The 21,007-nt window shown below is 49.5% G+C and carries 16 protein-coding genes; 6 read left to right on the top strand and 10 right to left on the bottom strand.

Going from position 1 to position 21,007, the window contains the following annotated elements:
* Window positions 1-418: 418 nt before the first annotated feature.
* Window positions 419-2,086, top strand: a complete 1,668-nt coding sequence (locus tag NDI52_RS20585; protein ID WP_190775051.1) for an alpha-amylase family glycosyl hydrolase — start codon at window positions 419-421, stop codon at window positions 2,084-2,086.
* A gap of 151 nt (window positions 2,087-2,237) precedes the next feature.
* Window positions 2,238-3,056 carry an alpha/beta hydrolase gene (locus NDI52_RS20580; protein ID WP_348256511.1) on the top strand — a complete coding sequence of 273 codons (819 nt, stop codon included), beginning with the start codon at window positions 2,238-2,240 and terminating at the stop codon, window positions 3,054-3,056.
* Window positions 3,057-3,238: 182 nt separating this feature from the next.
* Here NDI52_RS20580 and NDI52_RS20575 read toward each other — a convergent pair whose 3' ends face one another.
* From NDI52_RS20575 to NDI52_RS20565, 3 genes are read right to left on the bottom strand one after another with little or no spacing between them, the layout of a single operon-like run.
* The gene (locus NDI52_RS20575; RefSeq protein WP_190775053.1) at window positions 3,239-4,183 is read right to left on the bottom strand and encodes a lysylphosphatidylglycerol synthase domain-containing protein; all 945 of its coding nucleotides are present in this window, start codon (window positions 4,181-4,183) and stop codon (window positions 3,239-3,241) included.
* Between the two features lie 23 nt (window positions 4,184-4,206).
* Window positions 4,207-5,874 carry a phosphatidylglycerol lysyltransferase domain-containing protein gene (locus NDI52_RS20570; RefSeq protein WP_190775054.1) on the bottom strand — a complete coding sequence of 556 codons (1,668 nt, stop codon included), beginning with the start codon at window positions 5,872-5,874 and terminating at the stop codon, window positions 4,207-4,209.
* 12 nt (window positions 5,875-5,886) lie between these two features.
* Complete coding sequence (locus tag NDI52_RS20565) at window positions 5,887-6,816, bottom strand: alpha/beta hydrolase-fold protein (protein ID WP_190775055.1); 930 nt, start codon at window positions 6,814-6,816, stop codon at window positions 5,887-5,889.
* A 315-nt stretch (window positions 6,817-7,131) separates the two neighbouring features.
* Here NDI52_RS20565 and NDI52_RS20560 point away from each other — a divergent pair, with 315 nt between their 5' ends.
* Window positions 7,132-7,521: a tetratricopeptide repeat protein gene (locus tag NDI52_RS20560; protein ID WP_190775056.1), complete on the top strand. Its 390-nt coding sequence runs from the start codon at window positions 7,132-7,134 to the stop codon at window positions 7,519-7,521.
* A 477-nt stretch (window positions 7,522-7,998) separates the two neighbouring features.
* Window positions 7,999-9,798, top strand: a complete 1,800-nt coding sequence (aspS, locus tag NDI52_RS20555; protein WP_190775062.1) for an aspartate--tRNA ligase — start codon at window positions 7,999-8,001, stop codon at window positions 9,796-9,798.
* 55 nt (window positions 9,799-9,853) lie between these two features.
* Here the strand turns inward: aspS and NDI52_RS20550 are convergent, their stop codons facing one another.
* The 3 genes from NDI52_RS20550 to NDI52_RS20540 all read right to left on the bottom strand — a co-directional run bounded on the left by NDI52_RS20550 (window position 9,854) and on the right by NDI52_RS20540 (window position 12,528).
* Window positions 9,854-10,540, bottom strand: coding sequence for a biotin/lipoate A/B protein ligase family protein (locus tag NDI52_RS20550; protein ID WP_190775057.1), 687 nt, complete (start codon window positions 10,538-10,540; stop codon window positions 9,854-9,856).
* Window positions 10,541-10,597: 57 nt separating this feature from the next.
* A complete protein-coding gene (locus tag NDI52_RS20545) occupies window positions 10,598-11,053 on the bottom strand; it encodes a YbjN domain-containing protein (RefSeq protein WP_190775058.1) in 456 nt (151 codons plus the stop codon).
* A gap of 572 nt (window positions 11,054-11,625) precedes the next feature.
* Window positions 11,626-12,528, bottom strand: a complete 903-nt coding sequence (locus NDI52_RS20540) for a ferritin-like domain-containing protein (RefSeq protein ID WP_190775777.1) — start codon at window positions 12,526-12,528, stop codon at window positions 11,626-11,628.
* A 388-nt stretch (window positions 12,529-12,916) separates the two neighbouring features.
* On the opposite strand from NDI52_RS20540, the gene cax reads away from it, so the two are divergent.
* On the top strand, window positions 12,917-14,020 hold the full coding sequence (cax, locus tag NDI52_RS20535) for a calcium/proton exchanger (protein WP_190775776.1): 1,104 nt from the start codon (window positions 12,917-12,919) through the stop codon (window positions 14,018-14,020).
* Between the two features lie 212 nt (window positions 14,021-14,232).
* Here cax and NDI52_RS20530 read toward each other — a convergent pair whose 3' ends face one another.
* On the bottom strand, window positions 14,233-15,156 hold the full coding sequence (locus NDI52_RS20530; RefSeq protein ID WP_190775775.1) for a glycosyltransferase family A protein: 924 nt from the start codon (window positions 15,154-15,156) through the stop codon (window positions 14,233-14,235).
* Between the two features lie 524 nt (window positions 15,157-15,680).
* Between NDI52_RS20530 and NDI52_RS20525 the strand changes: the two genes are divergently transcribed.
* Entirely contained in the window at window positions 15,681-16,961 is a 1,281-nt protein-coding gene (locus tag NDI52_RS20525) for an oligosaccharide flippase family protein (protein WP_190775774.1), read from the top strand.
* A gap of 273 nt (window positions 16,962-17,234) precedes the next feature.
* Here NDI52_RS20525 and NDI52_RS20520 read toward each other — a convergent pair whose 3' ends face one another.
* The 3 genes from NDI52_RS20520 to NDI52_RS20510 all read right to left on the bottom strand — a co-directional run bounded on the left by NDI52_RS20520 (window position 17,235) and on the right by NDI52_RS20510 (window position 20,761).
* Complete coding sequence (locus NDI52_RS20520) at window positions 17,235-18,800, bottom strand: hypothetical protein (RefSeq protein ID WP_190775779.1); 1,566 nt, start codon at window positions 18,798-18,800, stop codon at window positions 17,235-17,237.
* Window positions 18,801-19,559: 759 nt separating this feature from the next.
* Window positions 19,560-19,688 carry a hypothetical protein gene (locus NDI52_RS20515; protein ID WP_277874392.1) on the bottom strand — a complete coding sequence of 43 codons (129 nt, stop codon included), beginning with the start codon at window positions 19,686-19,688 and terminating at the stop codon, window positions 19,560-19,562.
* Window positions 19,689-19,855: 167 nt separating this feature from the next.
* Window positions 19,856-20,761: an EamA family transporter gene (locus tag NDI52_RS20510; RefSeq protein WP_199307836.1), complete on the bottom strand. Its 906-nt coding sequence runs from the start codon at window positions 20,759-20,761 to the stop codon at window positions 19,856-19,858.
* Window positions 20,762-21,007: the final 246 nt, after the last annotated feature.

The following is a 21,007-nucleotide window of genomic DNA, read 5'->3' as shown; positions in this document are numbered from 1 at the left end:
GTATCAAGGACTTTTTAAGACTTGCACTTCGATCAATCCATTAGCTTGCTAATTGGGCTGATAAATGGTTTTAAGGTGACAGGCGTGGGGGGGTATTTGTTCATCCGCTTAATGAATTAGAAAAGAAGTAGGGCGATCGCTACCCTCTCTTCTCCTCACCCTATCCTCTTATCAAAGGCGTTTGAGGAAGGCACTGTTCCTCAAGAAAAGACTTCATTAGGGGAGCAGAGTTCTTTCGTCCAGCAATTTTAGGACTGGGTACGGTTTGCATCCGGACAAGAAATGGCTAGAAATCGGAGGTTAATACCGAGCTGTGAAGTTGAATGCCTCTGAAAAAACATATTGTGGTCGTTTTTCAGAGCACCGATATTTATGCCTGAGTTCAAGTCAGGCATTTACCAACACTTAAAGGCGTGATATGTCTAACGAAATCGAGTTCAAACTGCTTGCACCCAACAACAAAGCCGTTTCATTGATTGGTTCTTTTTCTGATTGGAACGAGATTCCAATGGAGAAGGATGACAAGGGTTACTACCGCACGTCAGTTAAACTCGATGACGGTGCTTACGAGTATAAATTTAGAGTGCAATCTAACAGTTGGACGCACCAGCCTGATGAATGGGTTGAGATTGATGATCCTTATGCAAGAGAATTACACCCTGATAGCTGTAATAGTGTAATTCGTATCAAGGATGGCCAGCGTATTGTCGATGATTACGTCTGGACCCATGACGATAAGCCACTTCCCGCTAATAATCAACTCATCATCTACGAACTATTCATTTCAGACTTTTCGAGCGGTGATGAAAACTGTTCAGCAAAAGGACAGTATGAAGCTGTCATCGAGAAGCTCGATTACCTTTGTGGTTTAGGGATTAATGCCATTGAATTGATGCCCGTTAATGCAGCCCCCGAAGATGCGTCCTGGGGCTACTTGCCGAGTTTCTTCTTTGCGCCAAATCCTAAGTACGGTTCGACAAAAGACCTGAAGCGATTTATTGATACCTGCCATGGTTGTGGTATTCGGGTTATTCTTGACCAGCTTTACAACCACTCATCCGACCACAGCCCCTTATTAGCGATCGACCGCGATTACTGGTACTACCACGATCGCCATCATCCTGATCGCCCCGAAGACTATTGGGGACCCGAATTCAATTACGAAACCTATGATGAGCGGTACGATCGCCATCCAGCCTGGGAACTGATGGGCGACGTGGTGCGTTATTGGATCGAGGAATATCACATTGACGGCATCCGGTTTGATGCGGTTAAGGAAATTGATAATCCCGAATTTATGAATTGGGTTTGCCAGCAGACAAAACTCGCGGCTAGCATGAAGCCTTTCTATAACATTGGTGAACGCATTCCTGACACACCAGAAGTGGTGCGGCCGGAAGGGGCTTTGGATGCCTGTTGGCGAGAGACGTTTTACTACTTCTTAACGCCTCATTTGAAAGGCGAGGAAGAAATTGATATTCAACGTGCGAAAGAGCTGCTAGACCCGACACAGCATGACTATCCCGATCGCACGACTGGAGCCGTTCACTATTTATCTAGCCACGATCGCCCCCGTTTACTGGATAGCCTAAAAGAACAGGGGTTTTCCGAAGACGATGCCTTCCAGCGAATTAAGTTGGGTGCTGTAATGCTGATGACGGCGGTTGGGGTGCCGATGATTTTGATGGGTGAGGAATTTGGGGAGGTGAATAGTATGACTCCCAATAGTCCACACCCGCTGGATTGGTCTTTGATCGAGCGCGATCGCAACGCGGATCTCCTGACCTATTACCGCAAGCTTTTTGCGTTACGTCGTCAGTTCTCGTCGTTGCAAAACTCGAATATTGATTTTTTCCACGAGGATGCAGACAACCAGGTGTTGGCTTATCAGCGGTGGAATGAGGAGTCCTGTGTAGTCGTAGTGTTGAACCTGAAGAATATGGAGTGTGATCATTACCATGTGCACAACATTCCACAGGGCCACGTCTGGCATGATTGGCTTCAAGATACCCCCGTTGAGTTGCACGATGACCAGCTGATCTGCTCCCTGCGGGGTTACGAGGCTCGGGTTTATATCTTGCGTTAGTCAGCCCCTATCTTTACGGAACTAGCCAAAACGGAGCTCTTGCTAAGGAGGGCTCTGTTTTGGCCATTTTTGTGAGCATAGGCGATCGCCACTGGATTGTTATATGGCTGACATACTCATCCATTACTTTGGAAGCAGAACGAGTAAAGATATGGCACCCAACAACAGCCTGACTGGAGAACGGATTCACCTACGGCGGGGAGTTGAGCTTCAGGTATGTCATACGCGTGGGCGATCGCCGGCCTGGGTGTTCCTGCATGGGGGATTGGGAAATCGATTTAACTGGCGATCGCAATACGAATTCGCGCAAGCGCAAGGCTATGAGGCATTAGTGTACGACCTGGCAGGGCATGGGGATTCGCAACCCTACCCGCGCTATTCCATCGGACGGCACCAGCGGGATTTGCAGCGTCTGCTGCATCGGTTTCAGATTCATCGACCAGTTCTTTGTTGTCACAGCTATGGTGTACCCCTGGGGCTGGAATGGGCACAGCGGCATTCGGCCAGTGCAATGGTGTTAATTGCAGGGGGAACTCATGAGCTGGATCCCTGGTGGGAAATACCATTGATGCGATTCATGCACTCCGGTGGAAGGCATGCGTTTCGAGTGCCTCTGCTGCAAACGTGGGCTGCGCGACTCACAAGCACCCACCGCCACGGGACAGTGCAACAGTTCTTTAAGGAAAGCCCAATTCCGGTTGAACGAGAGCCCTATCAGGCCCTAAAAATCTTTTGGGGTTACAACTTCTTCGCACAACATCAAACCAAACACTGCTATGAAGTGCCAACATTAGTCATCACCGGAGCAAATGATCCCACCTTTACCTATGACATGGGAGAAAATTTAGCTGCTCTCTTTCTCCACAGCGAACATCTTCACCTACCAGGAGTTGGGCATGTCTTAATGGCGGAATTTCCGCAGGTCGTGAATGAGGCGATCGCCGACTGGGTTCATCGCTGGGCCGCGTGAAGTCGATGCTGTTGTTTCCTCTTGATCAATCGCTCCAATCAGTGGATTTCCTGCATGAATCGTTGCGCGGCTTTGCCGTAGAACAATCCACACAGAAAGCCTAATTAAAATCAGGCCCAAAATAGTGGATCTCTTGCTTTCCAAAAGGCACAACATTACTGAAAATCAACTTCAAATAAGCTTTAACGGAGCCGTTGTTTTACTTCAAAAGCGCCTAGCAGAATTACAGCAATCATCAGTGGCAGGAGATAGTAAATAGCTCGATAGGCTAACAAAGTGCCGAGCAATGTTGCTGATGAAAAAGATTTGGCCAGCAACCATATCATGACTGTTTCAAAAACCCCTAATCCACCGGGTACATTACTCACAACTCCCGCAAATTGAGCGAATAAGTAAATCCCTACAAATGTTGGGTAAGGTAGGTGAGCAGTTTCTGGTAATGTTTCTGGTAATAATGCATAGAAAACACTAGCAGCTAACGCCCAATCCAAAGAACCAACAAGAGTCTGAAGTAGGCTCAAGTGAGGGGAAATATGGGGAATGACAAATTTACTGATAGAAAGCGATCGCCCACTCATCCAGTTCCACATTCCATAGCCTCCAATCAGGCCTAGAAATGCCGCTCCGAGAGGGCGCGTGTCCACAAAGGGCAGCATCAGGTTTCGAGGAATCGTAATGGGATGCCAGACGAAAAAAATACCCCCTACGACGAACAAACCTAACCAGAATGTAATGTGGCAAAAGGTAACAATTTGAGCAATTTGAAGAGTTGAAATATTTGACGAGCTATACAGCCGGTAGCGAACAGCCGTTCCACTTAATAAGGAAAAACCAAGAGCATTTCCAATGGGAATACTGGTCAGCGCACCAAGAGCAGTTTTGATATAGGGTAAGGGATGGTGGATATAAGAAACCGAAAGGGTATCGTATCCGGTAAATACTAATAAATTGAGACAGGTAAGGGCGATCGCCACTACGACCTGTTGTTTAGGGATTCTAGTTAGCTGATGCCAAATTTCATCAATAGAGTAGTGCTGAAATTCTCGATGTAGCACCCAGATTGATGCCAGGAGTAACGCAACACCGACGAGGGAAGGAAGAATCGATTTGAGGCGCTGCATGTCCATAGGAAGCGGCCTGAAATAAAGGATTAACTGCCGGGTTTAAAGTAGTCGAGAAGGCGATCGCCCGAGTCTGCCCGCACTAGACCGACTAGTATGTCGGGCAGAGCAACCAGGCTGGGATAGACCAGATAGCGCGGTTCCCACCGGGGAGAAAACTTTTCTTTATAGCTATGAAGACCTTGAAAGTTGTAAAACTGATTGAGGTGTTGATAAAGGTAATGCACAGCTTTTTCTAAACGAGCCGCTTCCTCCGTTTGACCGACTCCCGAAAGAGCAGATAAGCCTAAGTTAAAGCCGTCATATCCTCGCTCTTTATAATGCTGAAACATGCTCGTAAAGAGGAAGTCCATCGTGCCATGTTCAATCTCAATTCGCCGCCGCATTAAGTCAATCGTGATGTCATTGTGTTGATATTCGGTGATGACATTGGCAAAGGCACTAATGTGTCCGTCAGGGGTTCGCACTAAAGCAATTTCGCAGTCTTGTAAGTATTGGTCATCAAACCATCCGAGGGAAAATCGCTTTTCAGATCCGTTCACTAATCGCAGCCATTCATCACTCACTGTCTTCAATTCGTGGAGCAATGCTGAGCCAATTCGGGGTTGATGAAATTCAACCGTATGCCCTGCCTTCGTTAACTTATTACGAGCCGTGCGTAGGTTTTGAGCCGCTTTTCCACTTAAGGTAAATGTGTTGAGATCAACGATGGCCTCTTCTCCAATTTGTAGCACTCGAAATCCCAGACTATAGTACAATTCCAAGTCATCGGGAAGGGTTTGATAAAACGCAGGATACCAATCATTTTGGGCACAGAATTTTTGAAAACTTAAGATAGCTTCTCGACGTTCTGATGCAGGGCCAATGGGATCACCCAGGGCGATCGCCCCTCGCCCCTTTGCCACATAAGCAACCACTGTCTTTCCTGATGGGCTAAAGTAATAGCTTTTGTCATCCAATAATGTGAGCCGTGCTAGAGACGATCGCCCATAGGCTTCCACAATCGCTTGGGCATGTTTATGCTCCTTTGTACTCGCTGCACCACGCAACAGAACGGGTCGTAGTAATAGAGTTAACGCATAGCCAAAGGTAACGATGCTAATAATATAAATGGAGTCAACAAAGTATTTTCCAAAACGAGTTGTTGGGCGTAACCCAGCATTATCATCGGTGAAGAACAGAACTATCGTTTGACGAAGAGCTGGAAGCAAATCAAACTCAATCGAGTAGTGGCGATCCAGAAAATAGAATCCGGCTGTACCGTAGGCCAGAGTAAAGAGTAATGCTCCTAATAAAACTCGCGCTCCTTGAGCAATGGAGGGGCGATCGGACTGAGCCGTAAATACCGGTCGCATAGTTATTAAAACCACTAGCAACCCGGCCGATAAAAGTGCCTCTTCATAGTCCCAGCCCTTCACCAGATGGCTGATGATGGAAATTACTAGAAGAATGACTGTTAACAGCCAGGCAACTTGCTTACGGCGTAACAAATTAGTGGCCAATGCTAATAGGAAAAAACCCGTTATGGCAGCGAATAAGTGTCCTCCCGTACGCACTTCGAAGGGGAAAATTTCGCGTAACCAGGCAATACGATTGGGAAGGCTCGGCGTAACAGCGGAAAGAAGATTGACAAGCCCCACAAATCCGGTCAGGAAGGCCACCATCCATAGGGCAATGCGTGTACGAGAATTTAGCATCAGCAATTTCCGTTAACTAACAGGTGAAGATGCACGCTGAAATTCTGCTCCGATATAGGTTAGGGAATCGTACAAATGCTTATGGAAATAGTTCCATCCAATATTAGGACCAGAAAGGCCATGACCACCCGGAAACGCATAGAATTTATTGGTTACACCAAGGCGGTTCAAAGTCTCGTGGAACTGCTGAGTAGAAGTTAAGAAATCAGTATCATTCTCCCCTGCATCTAGATAGACACCCCGCAATTGTTTTAATTGCGCCAGAGGTAGTGTTTGGATGAACTGATTAGGGCTATTTGTGGCTCCACTACTATCTGTAAAGTAACCACTATGGCTAAACAAGATATTAAAGTGGTTGAGGTATCGCAACCCAATATTGAAAGCACCCCAACCTCCCGAAGAAATCCCTCCCATGGCCCAGAATTTAGGGCTTTCTGAAGTACGATAACGTTCTTTTACAACTTGCACCAATTCTGATCCAATTAACGTTGCAACTCGACCATTAGGGCCGTCGAAGTATTGAGGATCCCATAGGGGGCTAGAGCCTCGTTGATCATTGCCATCAGGGGTAATAATGATGGAGGGTTCTAACTTGTGGGATTGATACAGGTCAGCCAAAACCTGAGCCATTCCATACTTATCAATGTAGGCACGGGCATCATCATGGCCACCGTGCAAAAGAAAGATGACAGGATAGTGCTGCGTTGAGTTTTGGCTATAACCAGGTGGCAGAATAACGCCATAGGTACGTGTAGCCTTCATTGCCTGGCTCATAAAACTTTCCAGGTGAAACGATAACCCCTCTTGCTGCATCTGTTGAGCTGATTGCACCAGGGGCGGATCCAACTGAGGAGCCCCCGCCATAAAAACATACCAGGCACCCGTACCGAGCATAACGATCGCCGATCCCCCGAAAGCCCTCCAGATGTTTTGAGGCTTCATATTTCCAAGCTCGCTGTGGTAGTTCTGTGCAGGGCTTACGGGTTGGCTGTAGCGTCTTACCTGAAGTCCTGTAGTTTTAGAATCGCAGAGAGAATTGTCAGTCAAATGCTAGTGCTATGACACTTCCATGACAATTCACAAGATCCTTGAACAAACCTCTTTGTGTATGCCCTAAATGTTTAGAAATGAGCTCTTCATTACTGAAAATGACTCACACAAGGAGTAGATTCCCCACCTTAGCCATCTAGAAATCCGCCCTACGGGTTCTTTCATTTATTTCAACAATAAAGGAGTAATCACTGGGAGAACGAAGCCATGGCTCTGAATGGATCCGACAGCCCTGAATATTGGGATTTGCAGGGCTGTGCCTTGTGTGAAAAGGAAGAGTATCAGGAGGCGATCGCCCACTTCGACCAGGCTCTCCAGCTCAACCCACACTACTGCAAAGCCTGGAACAATCGAGGCAATGCCCTCAGCGGCCTGAAACGCTATGCAGAAGCACTAGTCGCTTACGAACGGGCCGTCACCCTCCAACCGGATTACCACCAGGCATGGTTCAACCGGGGATTAATGTTCGCGGAAATGGGGGCCTATGGGAATGCATTGGAGTCTTATGAGCGGGCGATCGCCCTCCACCCCAACCCTATGTATCTCCATGCCCAGGAAGATATATGGTTAAAACGTAAGCTATTTGTCACGATATAAAAACCCGTTTGGGATGTGAGTTTCTCGACGAAAAACTCACATCCCAAACAAAGAAAGATTGACTCCGACTTGACGCATATCTTGCATCGAAACCCAGAACCCTGAACTTTGAGTGGAGCGAAGGGATATTTTGTGCCCCCTTGCTCCACCCAAAATCCAGAACTCTAGCGGCTGGCTCAAAGTTGCACATGCGTAAAGTAACTAACCTCAACTCGGGATAAGCCCAAGAGCCCATTTTGTCGTGCGCTCTGCGCACGACAAAATGGGCTTTTTCGAGGGGCGCGCCGGGCGCGCCCCTCGAAAAAGCCCTTAACCCGAACTCAAGTTAACTATGGGTTAGCCTGGAATGGTTTAATGGATTGTTTGGAAACCCTCACCAGCTTCTCCCCCTCAAGTCAGTTCAGAAGGGGTAAGGATCCTGGATAATGGAAAGGTTTTCAGTGTTGACTCTATTCTTTTCCTGCCATTTCTCTCATGATGCGAACCCACTACTGCGGCCAACTACGGGCAGAACATATCGGTGAAACAGTCTCGCTGTGCGGTTGGGTCGATCGTCGCCGAGATCATGGCGGGGTCGTGTTTTTGGATGTGCGCGATCGCACCGGCATCGCCCAAATCGTCAGCGACCCTGAGCGTACGCCCCTCTCCTACGAAGCAGCCGACAAGCTGCGTAACGAATACGTCGTGCGGATTACAGGTCGCGTCAGTCGTCGCCCTGATGAGTCTCTCAACCCCAAGCTACCGACGGGGGAAATCGAGGTCTATGCCGAGCAAATTGAACTGCTGAATGCGGTACGGAAGCAACTCCCCTTCCAGGTATCCTCCGCTGACAACGAAACCGTGCGGGAAGACCTGCGCCTGAGATACCGTTACCTCGACATTCGCCGTGAGCGCATGGCCCGTAATCTGCGTCTGCGCCACGACCTGATCAAAGCCATCCGTCGCTTCCTGGAGGATCAAGAAGATTTCCTCGAAGTGGAAACCCCGGTACTGACTCGCTCCACTCCTGAAGGGGCGCGGGATTATCTGGTGCCCAGCCGGGTCAATCCGGGTGAATTCTTTGCGCTGCCCCAGTCGCCGCAGTTGTTTAAGCAGATTTTGATGGTAGCGGGATGCGATCGCTACTACCAGGTTGCCCGGTGCTTTCGAGACGAAGACCTGCGAGCCGATCGCCAGCCCGAGTTTACCCAGCTCGATCTGGAAATGAGTTTCATGTCCCAGGACGAATTGCTAGATCTGAATGAACGCCTGGTCTGCCACATCTTCAAAACCCTCAAAGGCATCGACATTCCCCGGCCCTTTCCCCGCCTGACCTATGCTGATGCGATGGATCGCTATGGCAGCGACAAGCCCGATACCCGTTACCGTCTGGAATTGACCGATGTATCGGATTTGATGAAGGATTCCGGCTTCAAAGTCTTTGCGGATGCCGTGAAAAAAGGTGGAATTGTCAAAATCCTACCGATCCCCGGTGGCAACGACAAAATCTCTAATGTGCGGATTAAGCCGGGTGGTGATCTGTTTAAGGAAGCGGCCGAAGCTGGAGCCAAAGGTCTCGCTTACATTCGGGTGCGAGAAGGTGGCGAAATTGATACCATCGGCGCGATTAAGGACAACCTGAGCGAGGAGCAGAAGCAGGAAATCCTTAGCCGTACAGGAGCCGAAGCGGGGCACCTGTTACTGTTTGGGGCGGGCGATACCGCAACCGTCAACAAAACCCTCGATCGCCTGCGTCAGGTGATTGCTCGGGAAATGGATTTGATTGATCCCGACAAGATTAATCTGCTGTGGGTCGTCGACTTCCCCATGTTCGAGTGGAATGAGGACGAGAAGCGCCTCGATCCGCTGCACCACCCCTTCACGGCCCCCCACCCCGACGACGTGGCTGACTTAAAGACCGCACGCACGCTCTCCCATGACCTCGTTTACAACGGTTTCGAAGCGGCAGGCGGCAGTATGCGGATCTACCAACCAGACCTGCAATCTCAGGTGTTTGACCTGATTGGTATTTCTGAGGAGGAAGCCCACAACAAGTTTGGCTTCCTGTTGGAGGCATTTGAGTATGGCACCCCGCCTCATGGAGGTATCGCCTATGGTTTGGATCGCTGGGTGATGCTACTGGCCGGTGAAGAATCGATTCGCGATGCGATCGCCTTCCCTAAAACCCAACAGGCTCGCTGTCTCCTCACCAATGCCCCCAACGAAGTGGACGCGAAGCAACTCAAAGAACTCCAGATCGCTTCCACCGCTGAGCCAAAGGACAAAGAAAAGGTGTAATGGAGACGGTCTAAACGATTTGAAAGCCATAACGGGGACGGTAATACCGTCCCCGTTATGATTTGGATTTAAGTCTGGCCTGAACCATAACCCATTCGTCTTCCGAAAGGGGTTCTTCCCGCAACGTCACTCCAAACCATTCTTCGGCAGCTTGGGTGAGAGTCGTGATGGCGGTCGCCCGCCTCTCCTCTAAATCCGCTACCAGGGGTAGATCAGGAACCTGAATGGCTGTGCCAAACACCTGCTGAAACAGATCGGGATCAGGACAGAGACGCATAGAACCGTGCTGTAACACCGCTCCATTTCGCCGCAGTTGCGCACTGCCGATGAGCTTCGTTCCATCAGCCATGATCAGATCCGCTCCTGTCGCGGTTTCGAAGCAGTCAGGGTTATGGATGTAGCCCCGTCCTGCTTCACCATAATGGAGGGGGACGGCAAGCGATCGCCATCCCTGTACCAAAAACTCACAGAGGTACTGATAAACCTCGATGCGACCGCCCTTAAAACCAGAGCCAACAATGGCATAGGTCAGGTCACCCTGATGCAACACCGCACGGCCTCCGCTGGGGCGGAGGATGAGGGGAAGCGATCGCCCCTCCCATTTCAGATGATTCCAGTGTTGTGGAATCTGGCGTTGATGGTAGCCCAGGGAAAGGGCGATCGGATCCCAGGCATAGAATCGCAGGGTAGGTGGTATTGCCCCGGCAGCATGGCGTTCTAGTAGCCAAGTATCCAGAGCCATTTGTACAGCTCCAGATGCTGTAAGAAAGGGAATGAGCCGCCAGGTTGCCAATGTTCTTTAACCCTGTCCAAATTCCTGTTGCAGTGCTTCGTCGTAATTGTCTGCGACCGTAGCAACCACAGTAATATTGCGCGAGACTTCTGCCGGAGACAACTCGGCAACAGTGCGCTGAGCCAGCACAACGACCTGATCATCAGCGATACAAAAATGCGATTCAAACGTCTCTGACCAGTTCAGTTCTAACAGCTTCCGGTTCAGGGCGGGTTCGTCTTTGGCAGGCAGCTTGAGTACAGGAGACCAAACGACCAGCATATCTTCTTCGGATTGCCCAGTCAGTTGCACAAAGACTTCTACGCTGCCGTATTTGAACTTCCACAGGCGGCCCTGCTCGGTTTGGCTGACCATCGCGCTCTGGTCTTCCTGAAGGCTAGCAATGACCGTTTCAATCACCTCGACGTGATTGACCGACATAATTTCTTCACTAACCAGAACCTGGGTCGATTCAGCGTCCATAAAAACCCTCTCAACTGGACTTTACAACGATTGCCCTGTTCCCAACTCTAGCTCTTTCAGCTAAGGTCGGCATGATTCTCAGGATTTTCTTTGCCTTTGGAAAAAGCAAGCCCTGAGACATACTCCTTATGAATCGTATGGTCGGTAAGCTGGAATTGTTTGATTTGAATCCGGTGTAGCTGACAAATGGCTTTTCTTATGGTCGTCAGGCCACCCCAAAAGGGTTAAAGGTTTACTCCAACGCGTTCCATCCGCCATAACAACAACGTTTCACGGTATCAAAAACAATACTCTGGACAGTTTTTCTGAAACCCTTGATTTTGCGTGCGCGAAGCGCACGCAAAATCAAGGGTTTCAGAAAAACTGTCCGAACTAATGAAAAATAGAGCTCCATTTTGCTGTCGTATTGCAATCGCAAAATGGAGCTCTGACTTTATTTCAAGGTTTAAGAGAAGGGGATGCCGTATATCTACGGCATCCCCTTGAGTAGGTATTCAGGCACGTTTTAAAGCGCGCTGAAGGAGTTGTTTGTTCGTGCACTTATCACATACAAACAACTTTTAGAGCAGACTCTAGAGTTTCGCCTTTTCCGCTGGAGTATTGCGGTTCAGGCCACCCAGGAACAGGGGGATGAACTTTTCGACAAAGGCCTGAGGGTCACGGCTCCAGGCACGTTGAGCGATCGCAATCCGAGTCCGTTGCAAATCGGGAGCCAGGAACGCGTGGGGTAAGCGTTCTGCTAAATATTGAGGCCGTTGCCACAGAGGCATCGTGTTGGCAATATCCAACAGGTTGCCAACACGGCGCAGTTCCGCGCCCAGGGTAATGTCCATGCCACACTCAAAAGCCGCCTGCTCGATCGCCGCGTACTTTTGCTTGGCCTGGTTCACCTTCTCTCGGTACTCAGGGCTCTTGTCAGCCCATTGGGCCAGCATACGGTTGCCCCAACGCACATGCCCGGCCTCCTCCGGCAGGATTTTCTCGATGGTCTCACGAATTTTAACGTTCTCCTCAGTTTGAGGAGCCTGCTGCAGAGCATAGATGTGAGCCGAGAAATACTCACACCCGCGCTTCTCAGTGACATTAATCGCGGCTAGAGAGTTAATAACAAAATCATCCACATTGTCAGGAGAATTCTGCTCCTGATCCAACAAACGCTCGAATTCTTCGATGTAGGACGAGCCGGGTGGGGTACCGACATCGGCTCCCAGGTCTGTCAGTAGATCCGTCAGCCACATGGCATGGCGGGCTTCATCCGAAATGTGTCGGGAAAGGTCACGCACAAGAGCAGCAGGTTGGCCGTTCAGTTGTTCAATTAAATCGGTTAAATCTTTGCAACTCCGCTGTTCGCTGAAGCGATAGCGGTTCAACGTGATGTGGTGAATTTCGCGATCGCGCACGACTTGCCCTAAAATGTCGCGGGCACTCATAGCACCTAGGGAGCTTTGAAACTTACGAGGGTAAACAACAGCCATAACAATTGCTTAAGATTGTTGCGTTTTGTAAAAGTATTTTGATCCTAACCTAACTTCTTGGTTAGAGCATCCTCAGCCATTGCATTTCAGCCATTCTCCGTTGTATCTCACCCAACGGGAAAGGGTTATAGGTGCATCTATGCGACCATCAGTTCCCTGACAAAGGACGCTCCCGGAAAAGCGTTATCTCGGCGGGTAGATATACAGGTGTGCGCTCTGTAAGGGCGAGGGGAAAGGAGTATAACACTCCTGCCCTTAACCGTAGCGTTTAGCACCCGTGGACCCATCCTTACGCTTAGTTTGCAACCAACGGTTCCAATTCAGGCCTTTGCAGGCAAAATAGCAGAGGAAAGCTGTCCGCTTCCCCCAAACTCATCCACTTGCCAGTATGTCCATCAAAAACATTGTCTTTTCGGTTCTACTTATCTTTGTACCCATCTCTGTAGTGGCCCATTATCAGCACTGGGGGCCTCTCGTGGAGTTTGGATTGGCCTGTCTTGCCATTCTGCCTCTGGCCGCCTGGATCGGCACGGCAACGGAAGAAATTGCTGTTGTGGTTGGGCCATCTCTAGGTGGCTTACTGAATGCCACCTTTGGCAACGCAGCTGAATTGATTATTTCGCTCGTTGCTCTAAAAGCTGGACTTGTGAATGTGGTGAAGGCAAGCCTGGTGGGTTCGATTGTGGGGAACTTGCTTCTGGTTATGGGGCTGGCCATGTTTTTGGGAGGGCTGCGTCACAAGGAGCAAACCTTTCAGTCAATTGTCGCCCGCACGAACGCCTCTGCCATGAACCTGGCGGTCATTGCTCTGCTGCTACCGGCTGCTGTTAACTTTACCTCCGAGGGGATTGAAGAACCCCTCATGCAGAAAATTTCGATCGCCGTTGCCATTATCCTGATTCTGGTTTACATCTCCAGCATCTTCTTCTCCATGAAAACTCACAGCTACCTCTACGACGTAGGTGTGGCCGAATTTGAGGGAGGAGAAACTGACGCTGAGCACAGCAACCACAAACCTAATCTGAAAGTTTGGATTTCAGTACTCATTGTCGCAACGGTGTTCGTTGCGCTGGAATCCGAATTGCTGGTCGGTTCTCTGGAAGAAGCCACCAAAATTCTGGGGTTGACTGAGCTATTTACCGGGGTAATTTTGCTGCCCATCATTGGTAACGCCGCTGAAAACGCCGCTGCCATTGTGGTGGCAACCAAAAACAAGATGGATCTGTCTCTGTCTGTTGCGGTGGGTGCCAGTATGCAGGTCGCCCTGTTTGTCACCCCCGTTCTGGTGATCACGGGCTGGTTTTGGGGTCAACCCATGGATCTCAACTTCAACCCATTTGAATTGGTGGCGGTGGCGATCGCCGTCCTAATTGCCAACTCGATTAGCTCTGATGGACGCTCCAACTGGTTTGAAGGGCTACTGCTCCTGGCGGCCTATGGGGTACTGGCAGTGGCCTTCTTCTACCATCCTGTGATTGAAGGGATCGGTTAGGGTAGAGCCATTTTTCAAAGAAGGGAAGGATATGTTCACACATATCCTTCCCTTCTTTATGGTTATTTTTGAAAAGTTGCACATCAAAAGGGGCAATTCAGCTTATCTCAAACTGAGGTTCGGTTAATTTCCGCTGTGCAGGACCAGGAGTATTGCATAAAACAAAAGCTTGGAGGTAAACCTCCAAGCTTTTGTTTTATGCAATTAAGAACTTAACCGCGGAAAGCACTACCTCCAAATTTCAGGCGAATTTTTTCCGTCATTCCGACGTATCGCATGATCAGGATGATTCCAATGACCTTAAGCCTCAGGTCTATCCGTTGCAGGCGGCTATCCTGCCAGGCTTTTCTGATGTTCTTACCAATCCCTAGTAACAGCAGATCAGAAACAATAAAGCGGACAACGCGTTTGTTGCGTTTCCAAATGGAGTTTTCCTGAGTGACGTACATGTCATACATGCCGCCCACCAGACGAATAGTTCGCTTATATAGCTGTTGGAAGGAATCACGAGCCGGGTGAGCGATACGGGCATTGTCAGCGTAAATCAACTCATAGCCAGCGGTATGAACTCGCTTTCCCCACTCCATATCCCCGTGGGATTTCATTTGAGCTTTGAAATTACCTACCTGGTCAACCACATGTTTCCAGGTAAAGACATTGGCAGTGGCACCTGCCTTACGCTTGCTGATAAATTCGTCCTGAGGAAACCCCATAATGACGCCATCGTAGAGTTCGACGGCCGTCGGGTTCTCGGAATCCTTGTAGAAGATATCAATACGGCCTGCTACTAACCCACAGTGTGGGTGCTCTAAAAGACAGTGAACCCCTTTTTCAAGCCAATCTGGGGCGGGGATACAATCTGAATCGGTGAAGGCAATGATGCTACCCTTGGCGACACTAATCCCTTTGTTCCGAGCGGCATAGGAGCCGGGTGTTGATTCTTGCGTAAGGACAACCTGAGGAAATTGTGCGGCTAGCGCCTCAATTTCTTCAAAATTTTCAGAACCATTATCTACCACAATGACTTCATAACTGTCAGGTCGATAGGTTTGCTGAGCCAACGCTGACAAACAAGTTTTAAGTTTTTCAGCATCGTTAAAAACTGGAATAATCACGGAAACAAAGGGTTCAGGCATGGAATCCAAAGTGGATGCAAGGTGCTCATTTGTCTGGCAATTGTATTGCATAAGAGATCGCTCTGAATTTTGCTAAATTGCAGTCACAAAAGCGTCACCGGGGTAGACATGGCCTGACGGACCCTATAGATCTGCACAATCCTAGATACATTTCAAGAAAACCTTTTTCGAAGACGAAGAAATTAGTCTGAAAGTTTCCGGAAAAACGTACCCGTAAGATAGGCAAAATCTAAACATGGGCGTTGTTGTTAACGGAGAAAATCTTTTGTATGGTCAATTAAGATACAAAAGATTCCTTATCTGAACTATTAGGACTTTGAACAGTTCTCCGAAAAGGTAACGATATATTTCTAAAGTGCCAAGGGCCAAAGGAATGTTGACTTTTCCCGAGCTCTGTGCATTTACATCTACCTGAGTCACTTTTCCAGATTTTCCGTCTATATCAGCATGTCGCTGCTCACAAGCATCTAGTTTTAGTCCTCCAGAGTTTATTGACACAACTTTGGAATATTTAGCAAGAATCCATGCGGCTTACAGAACGAATTCGTCAGCTATTTCGTAGCGAATTGATCCGTCATACGCTAATCATGGCAGTATCCCAGGGGGTTCGTCTGGGGATTCAAGCAGGTTATTTTGTAATCATTGCCAGGACGCTAGGCGTCGAAGGCTATGGATTATTCATGGGTTTGCTCTCCCTGGCTGGAGCAGCGGCTCCCTTCGCGACCTGGGGTAGTGAGCATTTGTTGGTGAAAACGGTATCACGCGATCGCACCTGTTTTCGCGATCGCATGGGTAGCTCCGTACTTTTGAGCCTGTTCTCAGGTTTGTTGCTGACCCTGCTCTGCTACATTATTGGCAAATTGACCCTGCCAGCCTCTACCTCTGGTCTTATCATTGGGCTGATTTTGATCGCCGAATTGGTGGGGAAATCTGTTCACACTCAGTCCTATAACGCATTTCTAGCGGTCGATGACATTCGCACCTGTGCGATCTTGTCAAACCTCGTCAGCTTCAAAAATCTGGTAGCGGCTCTGATCCTGCTGTTGATTGCAGGACAAGGCCACACTCTTATCTTATGGACAGTACTCTACACGGCCAGTACCTTACTGGCTGCTGGGCTCAGCTTATGGGTTGTGTCCCGGAGAATTGAAGCACCTCGATTTGCGATCGCTCCCCTCAAGCAGTACGAGTTCCGCGAGGGCTTCTATTTCTCCATCAATCAATCGGCCTCCAGCCTTAATGCCAACCTGGATAAAACCATGCTGGCCAGCATGGGCTCTCTGGAGGGAACAGGTATTTACGCAGCAGCCTATCGCCTGATTGAAATCTCCTGCGTACCAATCCGGGCTATTATGTCGGCTTCCTACGCCAAGTTCTACAAACATGGGGCGGAAGGCGTTCGCTCGGGAGTACAGTTTGCTCTGAAGGTGCTGAAGCTTTCGGCAGGATATGCCCTGCTCATGACCCTGATACTCCCCCTGGTGGCCCCCATTGTGCCCATCATCCTAGGCCAGGAATACAGTAATGCAGTAGACGCGATGCGTTGGCTAGCTCCCATGGTTTTACTTCTGGGTCTACGATTTCCGGCAGCAGATTTAATCTCAGGCTTGGGACGACAGGGGTTACGGAGCACCATTCAGGTGTTTGTAGCGGGAGTCAACTTTGTCCTCAACCTGTTCTGGATTCCACTTTTTTCCTGGAAAGGGGCTGCTTGGGCGACACTGATATCGGATGGGCTGCAGACGATCGCCGTATGGGCTATGATTTGGTTCTTGATTCGCGCCCAACAGCGCCGTGAAGCTTAATCAGAGGTTCCAGATAACCTGTACCCGCAGGAGAGAGGTGAGCCTACGTCTCACCCCGCTCCTGCGGGTACAGGTTGTCCAGCACAGTACATACCCATATTCAACATCCTGCATCAAAACCCAGAACCGTTAGTTTTTGTCGCTTTGTGACGAAAAAACAACGGTTCTGGGTTTTGGCGTTGGAAAGGTGCAAGATGTGAGCATAGCAGTCAGCAATAGAAGGTCGGTACAAAGTACCGACCTTCTTCTTATATAAAAATAGCTGTAACGCTATTAGCGACGGCGACCACCGGGGCGACGGCCTCCTTCATCGTTACTACCGCCGTGAGGCCGTGAATTACCAGGATCACATCCTTCAGAACCATTGCCAATACCCTGATTGCAATTACGGCGACGGGGACGACCCTGATCATCGTCGTCGTCATCTTGATCATCATCTTGATCATCGTCATTATCTTGATCATCATCCTGATCATCGTCGTCATCTTGATCATCGTCGTCATCGCCACCGACGCAACCCAGATCACAAGTGGTGTTAATACTCCCAACATTAATGCTGGTGTATTGAATAGCGTAGGACGTGATCAGTTGAATAACCTGGTAACTCGAAATAGTAGTCGAGCTGACTGCGATAATTCGTGTGACTTCCCCTGGAATGGCCACGATCGCATTAACCAAGTTAGACGAGAAAACGCGAATGGTGCGGCTCACTACTTCAAAGGAACCGCTCTGGAACGAGGTGGGATAGATGCAGCCGCCCCGGGGAGGATTCGGCAATGTATTGACCTGGAAACTGCTGACATTTATTTGTTCGGTTGTGCGCAGGTAGGTGACTCGGGACTCGCGGTAGTTCTGGGTATTGGTAACCCGAGTGAAATAGTCGTAATAGGTCGTGCTGGTATCAATGCGGTTATCTTGATTGGCATCGGAACCATACACCGTTCTCACCAAACCGTCATTACCCACGGTATTGGAAAGGACCAGAGTGACAAGACTTTGACCCGCCAGCACTTCAAATTCGCTGTAGCCAATAAAGCGATTTTGGGTATCAAATAGGCGGACAACGACGCGATCGCCTGCTGTCAATCCTTCCACAAATTGTGCCGTGTCATTAATCCGGTAACGGAAGTCGCCCACAAATCGTTCCTGCGCAAAGCTCTGGCCATAGCGCTGCCGCAGTGAGATACGAGCGGTTACCCCTTGCAAACTGGACTGGGTTTGCCGAATCGCCAGAGAGAAACGGCTGGACTCCACTAACCGGAGTTGGCTGAGCTGAGTGAGGTTAGAACGGCCCAGTTCGCGGTAAACGACCGTACGTTCAAATTGGGTTTGGCGATCGCGCTGCCCGCCCCGTAGGTCATAGCGGCAATTCACCACAGCGCGAAACTGTACGTTCGATAAATCATTCACCCCAAGCTGCTGACGAATTTGTTCTACAGACACCAGTTCAGGAGGGAGGGCAATGCCTTGCTGAGAGTAGGTGATTAGCCGCGAACCAGACGTTGTGTAGACTTCCCGCCACTGCCCCTGATGGTAAGCATATAGTTGGTAAACCGCGTTGGCATAACTGGTTTCGGGCATATCCAGAATGTCAGCCAGGATTGCCAGGTGCGTAGTTTGCTGTTGCTCATTCACCACTTGCACAATTTGGCTGGCAACACGCCAACCATCTCGCTCTTCAGCATCATCGACCCGCTGGGCCAACCGTGTTGCAGTCGTTGGGGAAGCAACCTCTGGAGTGACAGCAGAGGCCAGGCTAAAGGGTAGCATTGGCCCTGAAAAAAATAATCCAGATACTAAACCCAGGGTCAGGGAGGAATTGACAGACAGGTGGAACATGAATGAAGACTCCAAGTACAGGTTTCGACTGAGAATATTGAGCCGTGCTAGCACCCTTTATTCGGCCAGGTATTCTTTGTTACTTACAACTTCTGGCTTGAGACGACTAATACTTTCACCGCTAAGGGAATAATTGGGCACATCAAATTTGCCAAACCATGCGTGGGCTTAGATTCGCCGAACATCATGAGATGGCGCTACGGTACTTCAGTTTTCGAGACTGGGAGTGAAATCAGTATGTTCCCAGTGGTTTCGGAAAAATATGACCGCTATGAACTTAAGTGCAGGTTAAGGGTGGTTTCGAATACTGTGTATTGGTGGACACTCAAAGCCACCCTTGTAACCCGAACTTACACGAATCCGATTGCAATACACTGGATTAGCGATGTGTGGCGCTACATGCTCAGAGCCAGGAAGTTTATTTTTGAAAAGCTTCACGGCGTGAAGCTTTTCAAAAATAAACTGTCCTAACCAGATTGCGTCAGTCTATAAATGCCATGCTGAGTAGTGGTCTGTCCATGTTCAAGTGCGGGGTTATCTCACATTTGAACATGAAATTTAAGGAGTTTTTGAGGGGTCTACGACCCCTCAAAAAATTACAAGGTTGCAGAGTGTTTTGGACGGGCACCGTCCGTCCAAAACACTCTGCAACCTGCTAATGCTGAGAAAGAAAAACCCGGCAGATTCTGCCGGGTTCATATTAAGAGGAGGTCGTAGCAATCGGACAACAGGTTAAGACTAAATCCCAAAAGTGCTGCGTTAAGCTTTAGGCTGGCGGTAGCGAGACCAGAAATCGAGCTGTCGGCGCACAGCATCCCGGTCAGAACCAGGATTGGTGTAGTAAAGCTGATGACGCAGTTCCCGAATAATTGTTTCTCGCTTATCCATAACTGGAAGGCTCCCAAAGGCTTGAGGATGGCAAATCCTTCTATGACTTAATACTACGAAAAGTCTCTGGCATGCTCATCATCCATATGGATAACCCTGATGGGTGAAAAATGCATATCGAAAATTTTCTTAAGAAGGAGAGCACGGTCTGAAGCGCCCATCCCCTCCTATATCTGAGGATTGGTGAGCTTGCGGGATTGTAGAGCTGTGACCGCCATTAAAACCAAAACACTGCCCAAAATTTGAGTCAGGCTGAGGGATTGATTTAACCAGAGCCAGGCAAACAATGCTGCTAAAACCGGCTCTAGAGTAGCAGCGATCGCCCCTCGTTCCGCACTCATTTGCTGAATACCCCAGCACATCAGGGAAAACGGCACCAGAGTTCCGGCAATGCCCACAAAGAGCAAACTGGGAAAATGAGCAGGTTGAAATAGCAACATTGATGGGCCCTGGGGCACCAGATAGGCCAGCCAGAACAAGCTTGAAATGAAGAAGCCTCGAAACATCACCCCTGTCGCCCCTAGCTGATGAACGAGGGATTCGCTCAGTAACGTATAGCTGCTGAAAAATAGAGCACTGAGGCCAGCAGCCATCAGGCCAATGCTATCCAACCGCAAATCCTGATCTCCCAGACCTGAAATCATGGCCACCCCTAACAGAGCCAACAGAACAGCCATGCCAACAGCCAGACTGGGTCGCTTGCGGTTACGAAACGCCGTCCACAGCACCACCAGAGCCGGAGCCATATACTGAATCACCACCGCTGCCGAAACAGAAATGCGAGCGATCGCCACATAATAACTGGCTGTCACTAACCCTAACGACAACCCCAGGGCCAACACCCGCCCATCTATCCGCCAGCGAAATCCGCCCCTTCCCAGAGATACTGCCCCCAGGCCCACAGCAGCGATCGCCGATCGCCCCCAAGCCAACTGAAACGGCGTTACCCCTGCATCAAATAGCTGCCGGGCCACAATAGCTGCGATGGCCCACAGTGCCGCCGCTATTGTAATGGCCAGTAATCCTAATCCAACTCGTTTGGGCGATCGCACCGCCATCAAACCCATTCCCATCACCCTTCCTCCAAACACATGCCACAGCGCTGATTGCCTCGTCAGCCGCACTGCAAGCTGGCGCAGACAACGTCTATAAACCTGTTTTAAAGCCTACAGATACAAAAGACCCAACACGTCCTCTGCACCCTCTTTTTTGACGAGAGGTGCCGGAGGACGGGCAGATGTCCCACCAGCAAGGGGCTAGAGGCAACACTCTCAAGCCAGCTTTTTGCAATCATCGCTCGTGGTGTGTGATGTGTGACG

Source organism: Leptolyngbya sp. PL-A3 (genome assembly GCF_039962325.1).
Taxonomy (GTDB): domain Bacteria; phylum Cyanobacteriota; class Cyanobacteriia; order Elainellales; family Elainellaceae; genus Vacuolonema.
Note: the sequence above shows the minus strand (reverse complement) of the source record. Positions and strands in the feature narration are given on the sequence as shown.

Bases quoted from the DNA above. Each gene is read 5' to 3' on its own strand.
- NDI52_RS20580 (WP_348256511.1), top strand. From the start codon at position 2,238: ATGGCACCCAACAACAGCCTGACTGGAGAACGGATTCACCTACGGCGG.
- NDI52_RS20510 (WP_199307836.1), bottom strand. From the start codon at position 20,761: ATGGGAATGGGTTTGATGGCGGTGCGATCGCCCAAACGAGTTGGATTA.
- NDI52_RS20515 (WP_277874392.1), bottom strand. From the start codon at position 19,688: ATGGATAAGCGAGAAACAATTATTCGGGAACTGCGTCATCAGCTTTAC.
- NDI52_RS20570 (WP_190775054.1), bottom strand. From the start codon at position 5,874: ATGCTAAATTCTCGTACACGCATTGCCCTATGGATGGTGGCCTTCCTG.
- NDI52_RS20545 (WP_190775058.1), bottom strand. From the start codon at position 11,053: ATGGACGCTGAATCGACCCAGGTTCTGGTTAGTGAAGAAATTATGTCG.
- NDI52_RS20530 (WP_190775775.1), bottom strand. From the start codon at position 15,156: ATGCCTGAACCCTTTGTTTCCGTGATTATTCCAGTTTTTAACGATGCT.
- cax (WP_190775776.1), top strand. From the start codon at position 12,917: ATGTCCATCAAAAACATTGTCTTTTCGGTTCTACTTATCTTTGTACCC.
- NDI52_RS20540 (WP_190775777.1), bottom strand. From the start codon at position 12,528: ATGGCTGTTGTTTACCCTCGTAAGTTTCAAAGCTCCCTAGGTGCTATG.
- NDI52_RS20575 (WP_190775053.1), bottom strand. From the start codon at position 4,183: ATGGACATGCAGCGCCTCAAATCGATTCTTCCTTCCCTCGTCGGTGTT.
- NDI52_RS20550 (WP_190775057.1), bottom strand. From the start codon at position 10,540: ATGGCTCTGGATACTTGGCTACTAGAACGCCATGCTGCCGGGGCAATA.
- NDI52_RS20565 (WP_190775055.1), bottom strand. From the start codon at position 6,816: ATGAAGCCTCAAAACATCTGGAGGGCTTTCGGGGGATCGGCGATCGTT.
- NDI52_RS20520 (WP_190775779.1), bottom strand. From the start codon at position 18,800: ATGTTCCACCTGTCTGTCAATTCCTCCCTGACCCTGGGTTTAGTATCT.
- NDI52_RS20525 (WP_190775774.1), top strand. From the start codon at position 15,681: ATGCGGCTTACAGAACGAATTCGTCAGCTATTTCGTAGCGAATTGATC.
- NDI52_RS20560 (WP_190775056.1), top strand. From the start codon at position 7,132: ATGGCTCTGAATGGATCCGACAGCCCTGAATATTGGGATTTGCAGGGC.
- NDI52_RS20585 (WP_190775051.1), top strand. From the start codon at position 419: ATGTCTAACGAAATCGAGTTCAAACTGCTTGCACCCAACAACAAAGCC.
- aspS (WP_190775062.1), top strand. From the start codon at position 7,999: ATGCGAACCCACTACTGCGGCCAACTACGGGCAGAACATATCGGTGAA.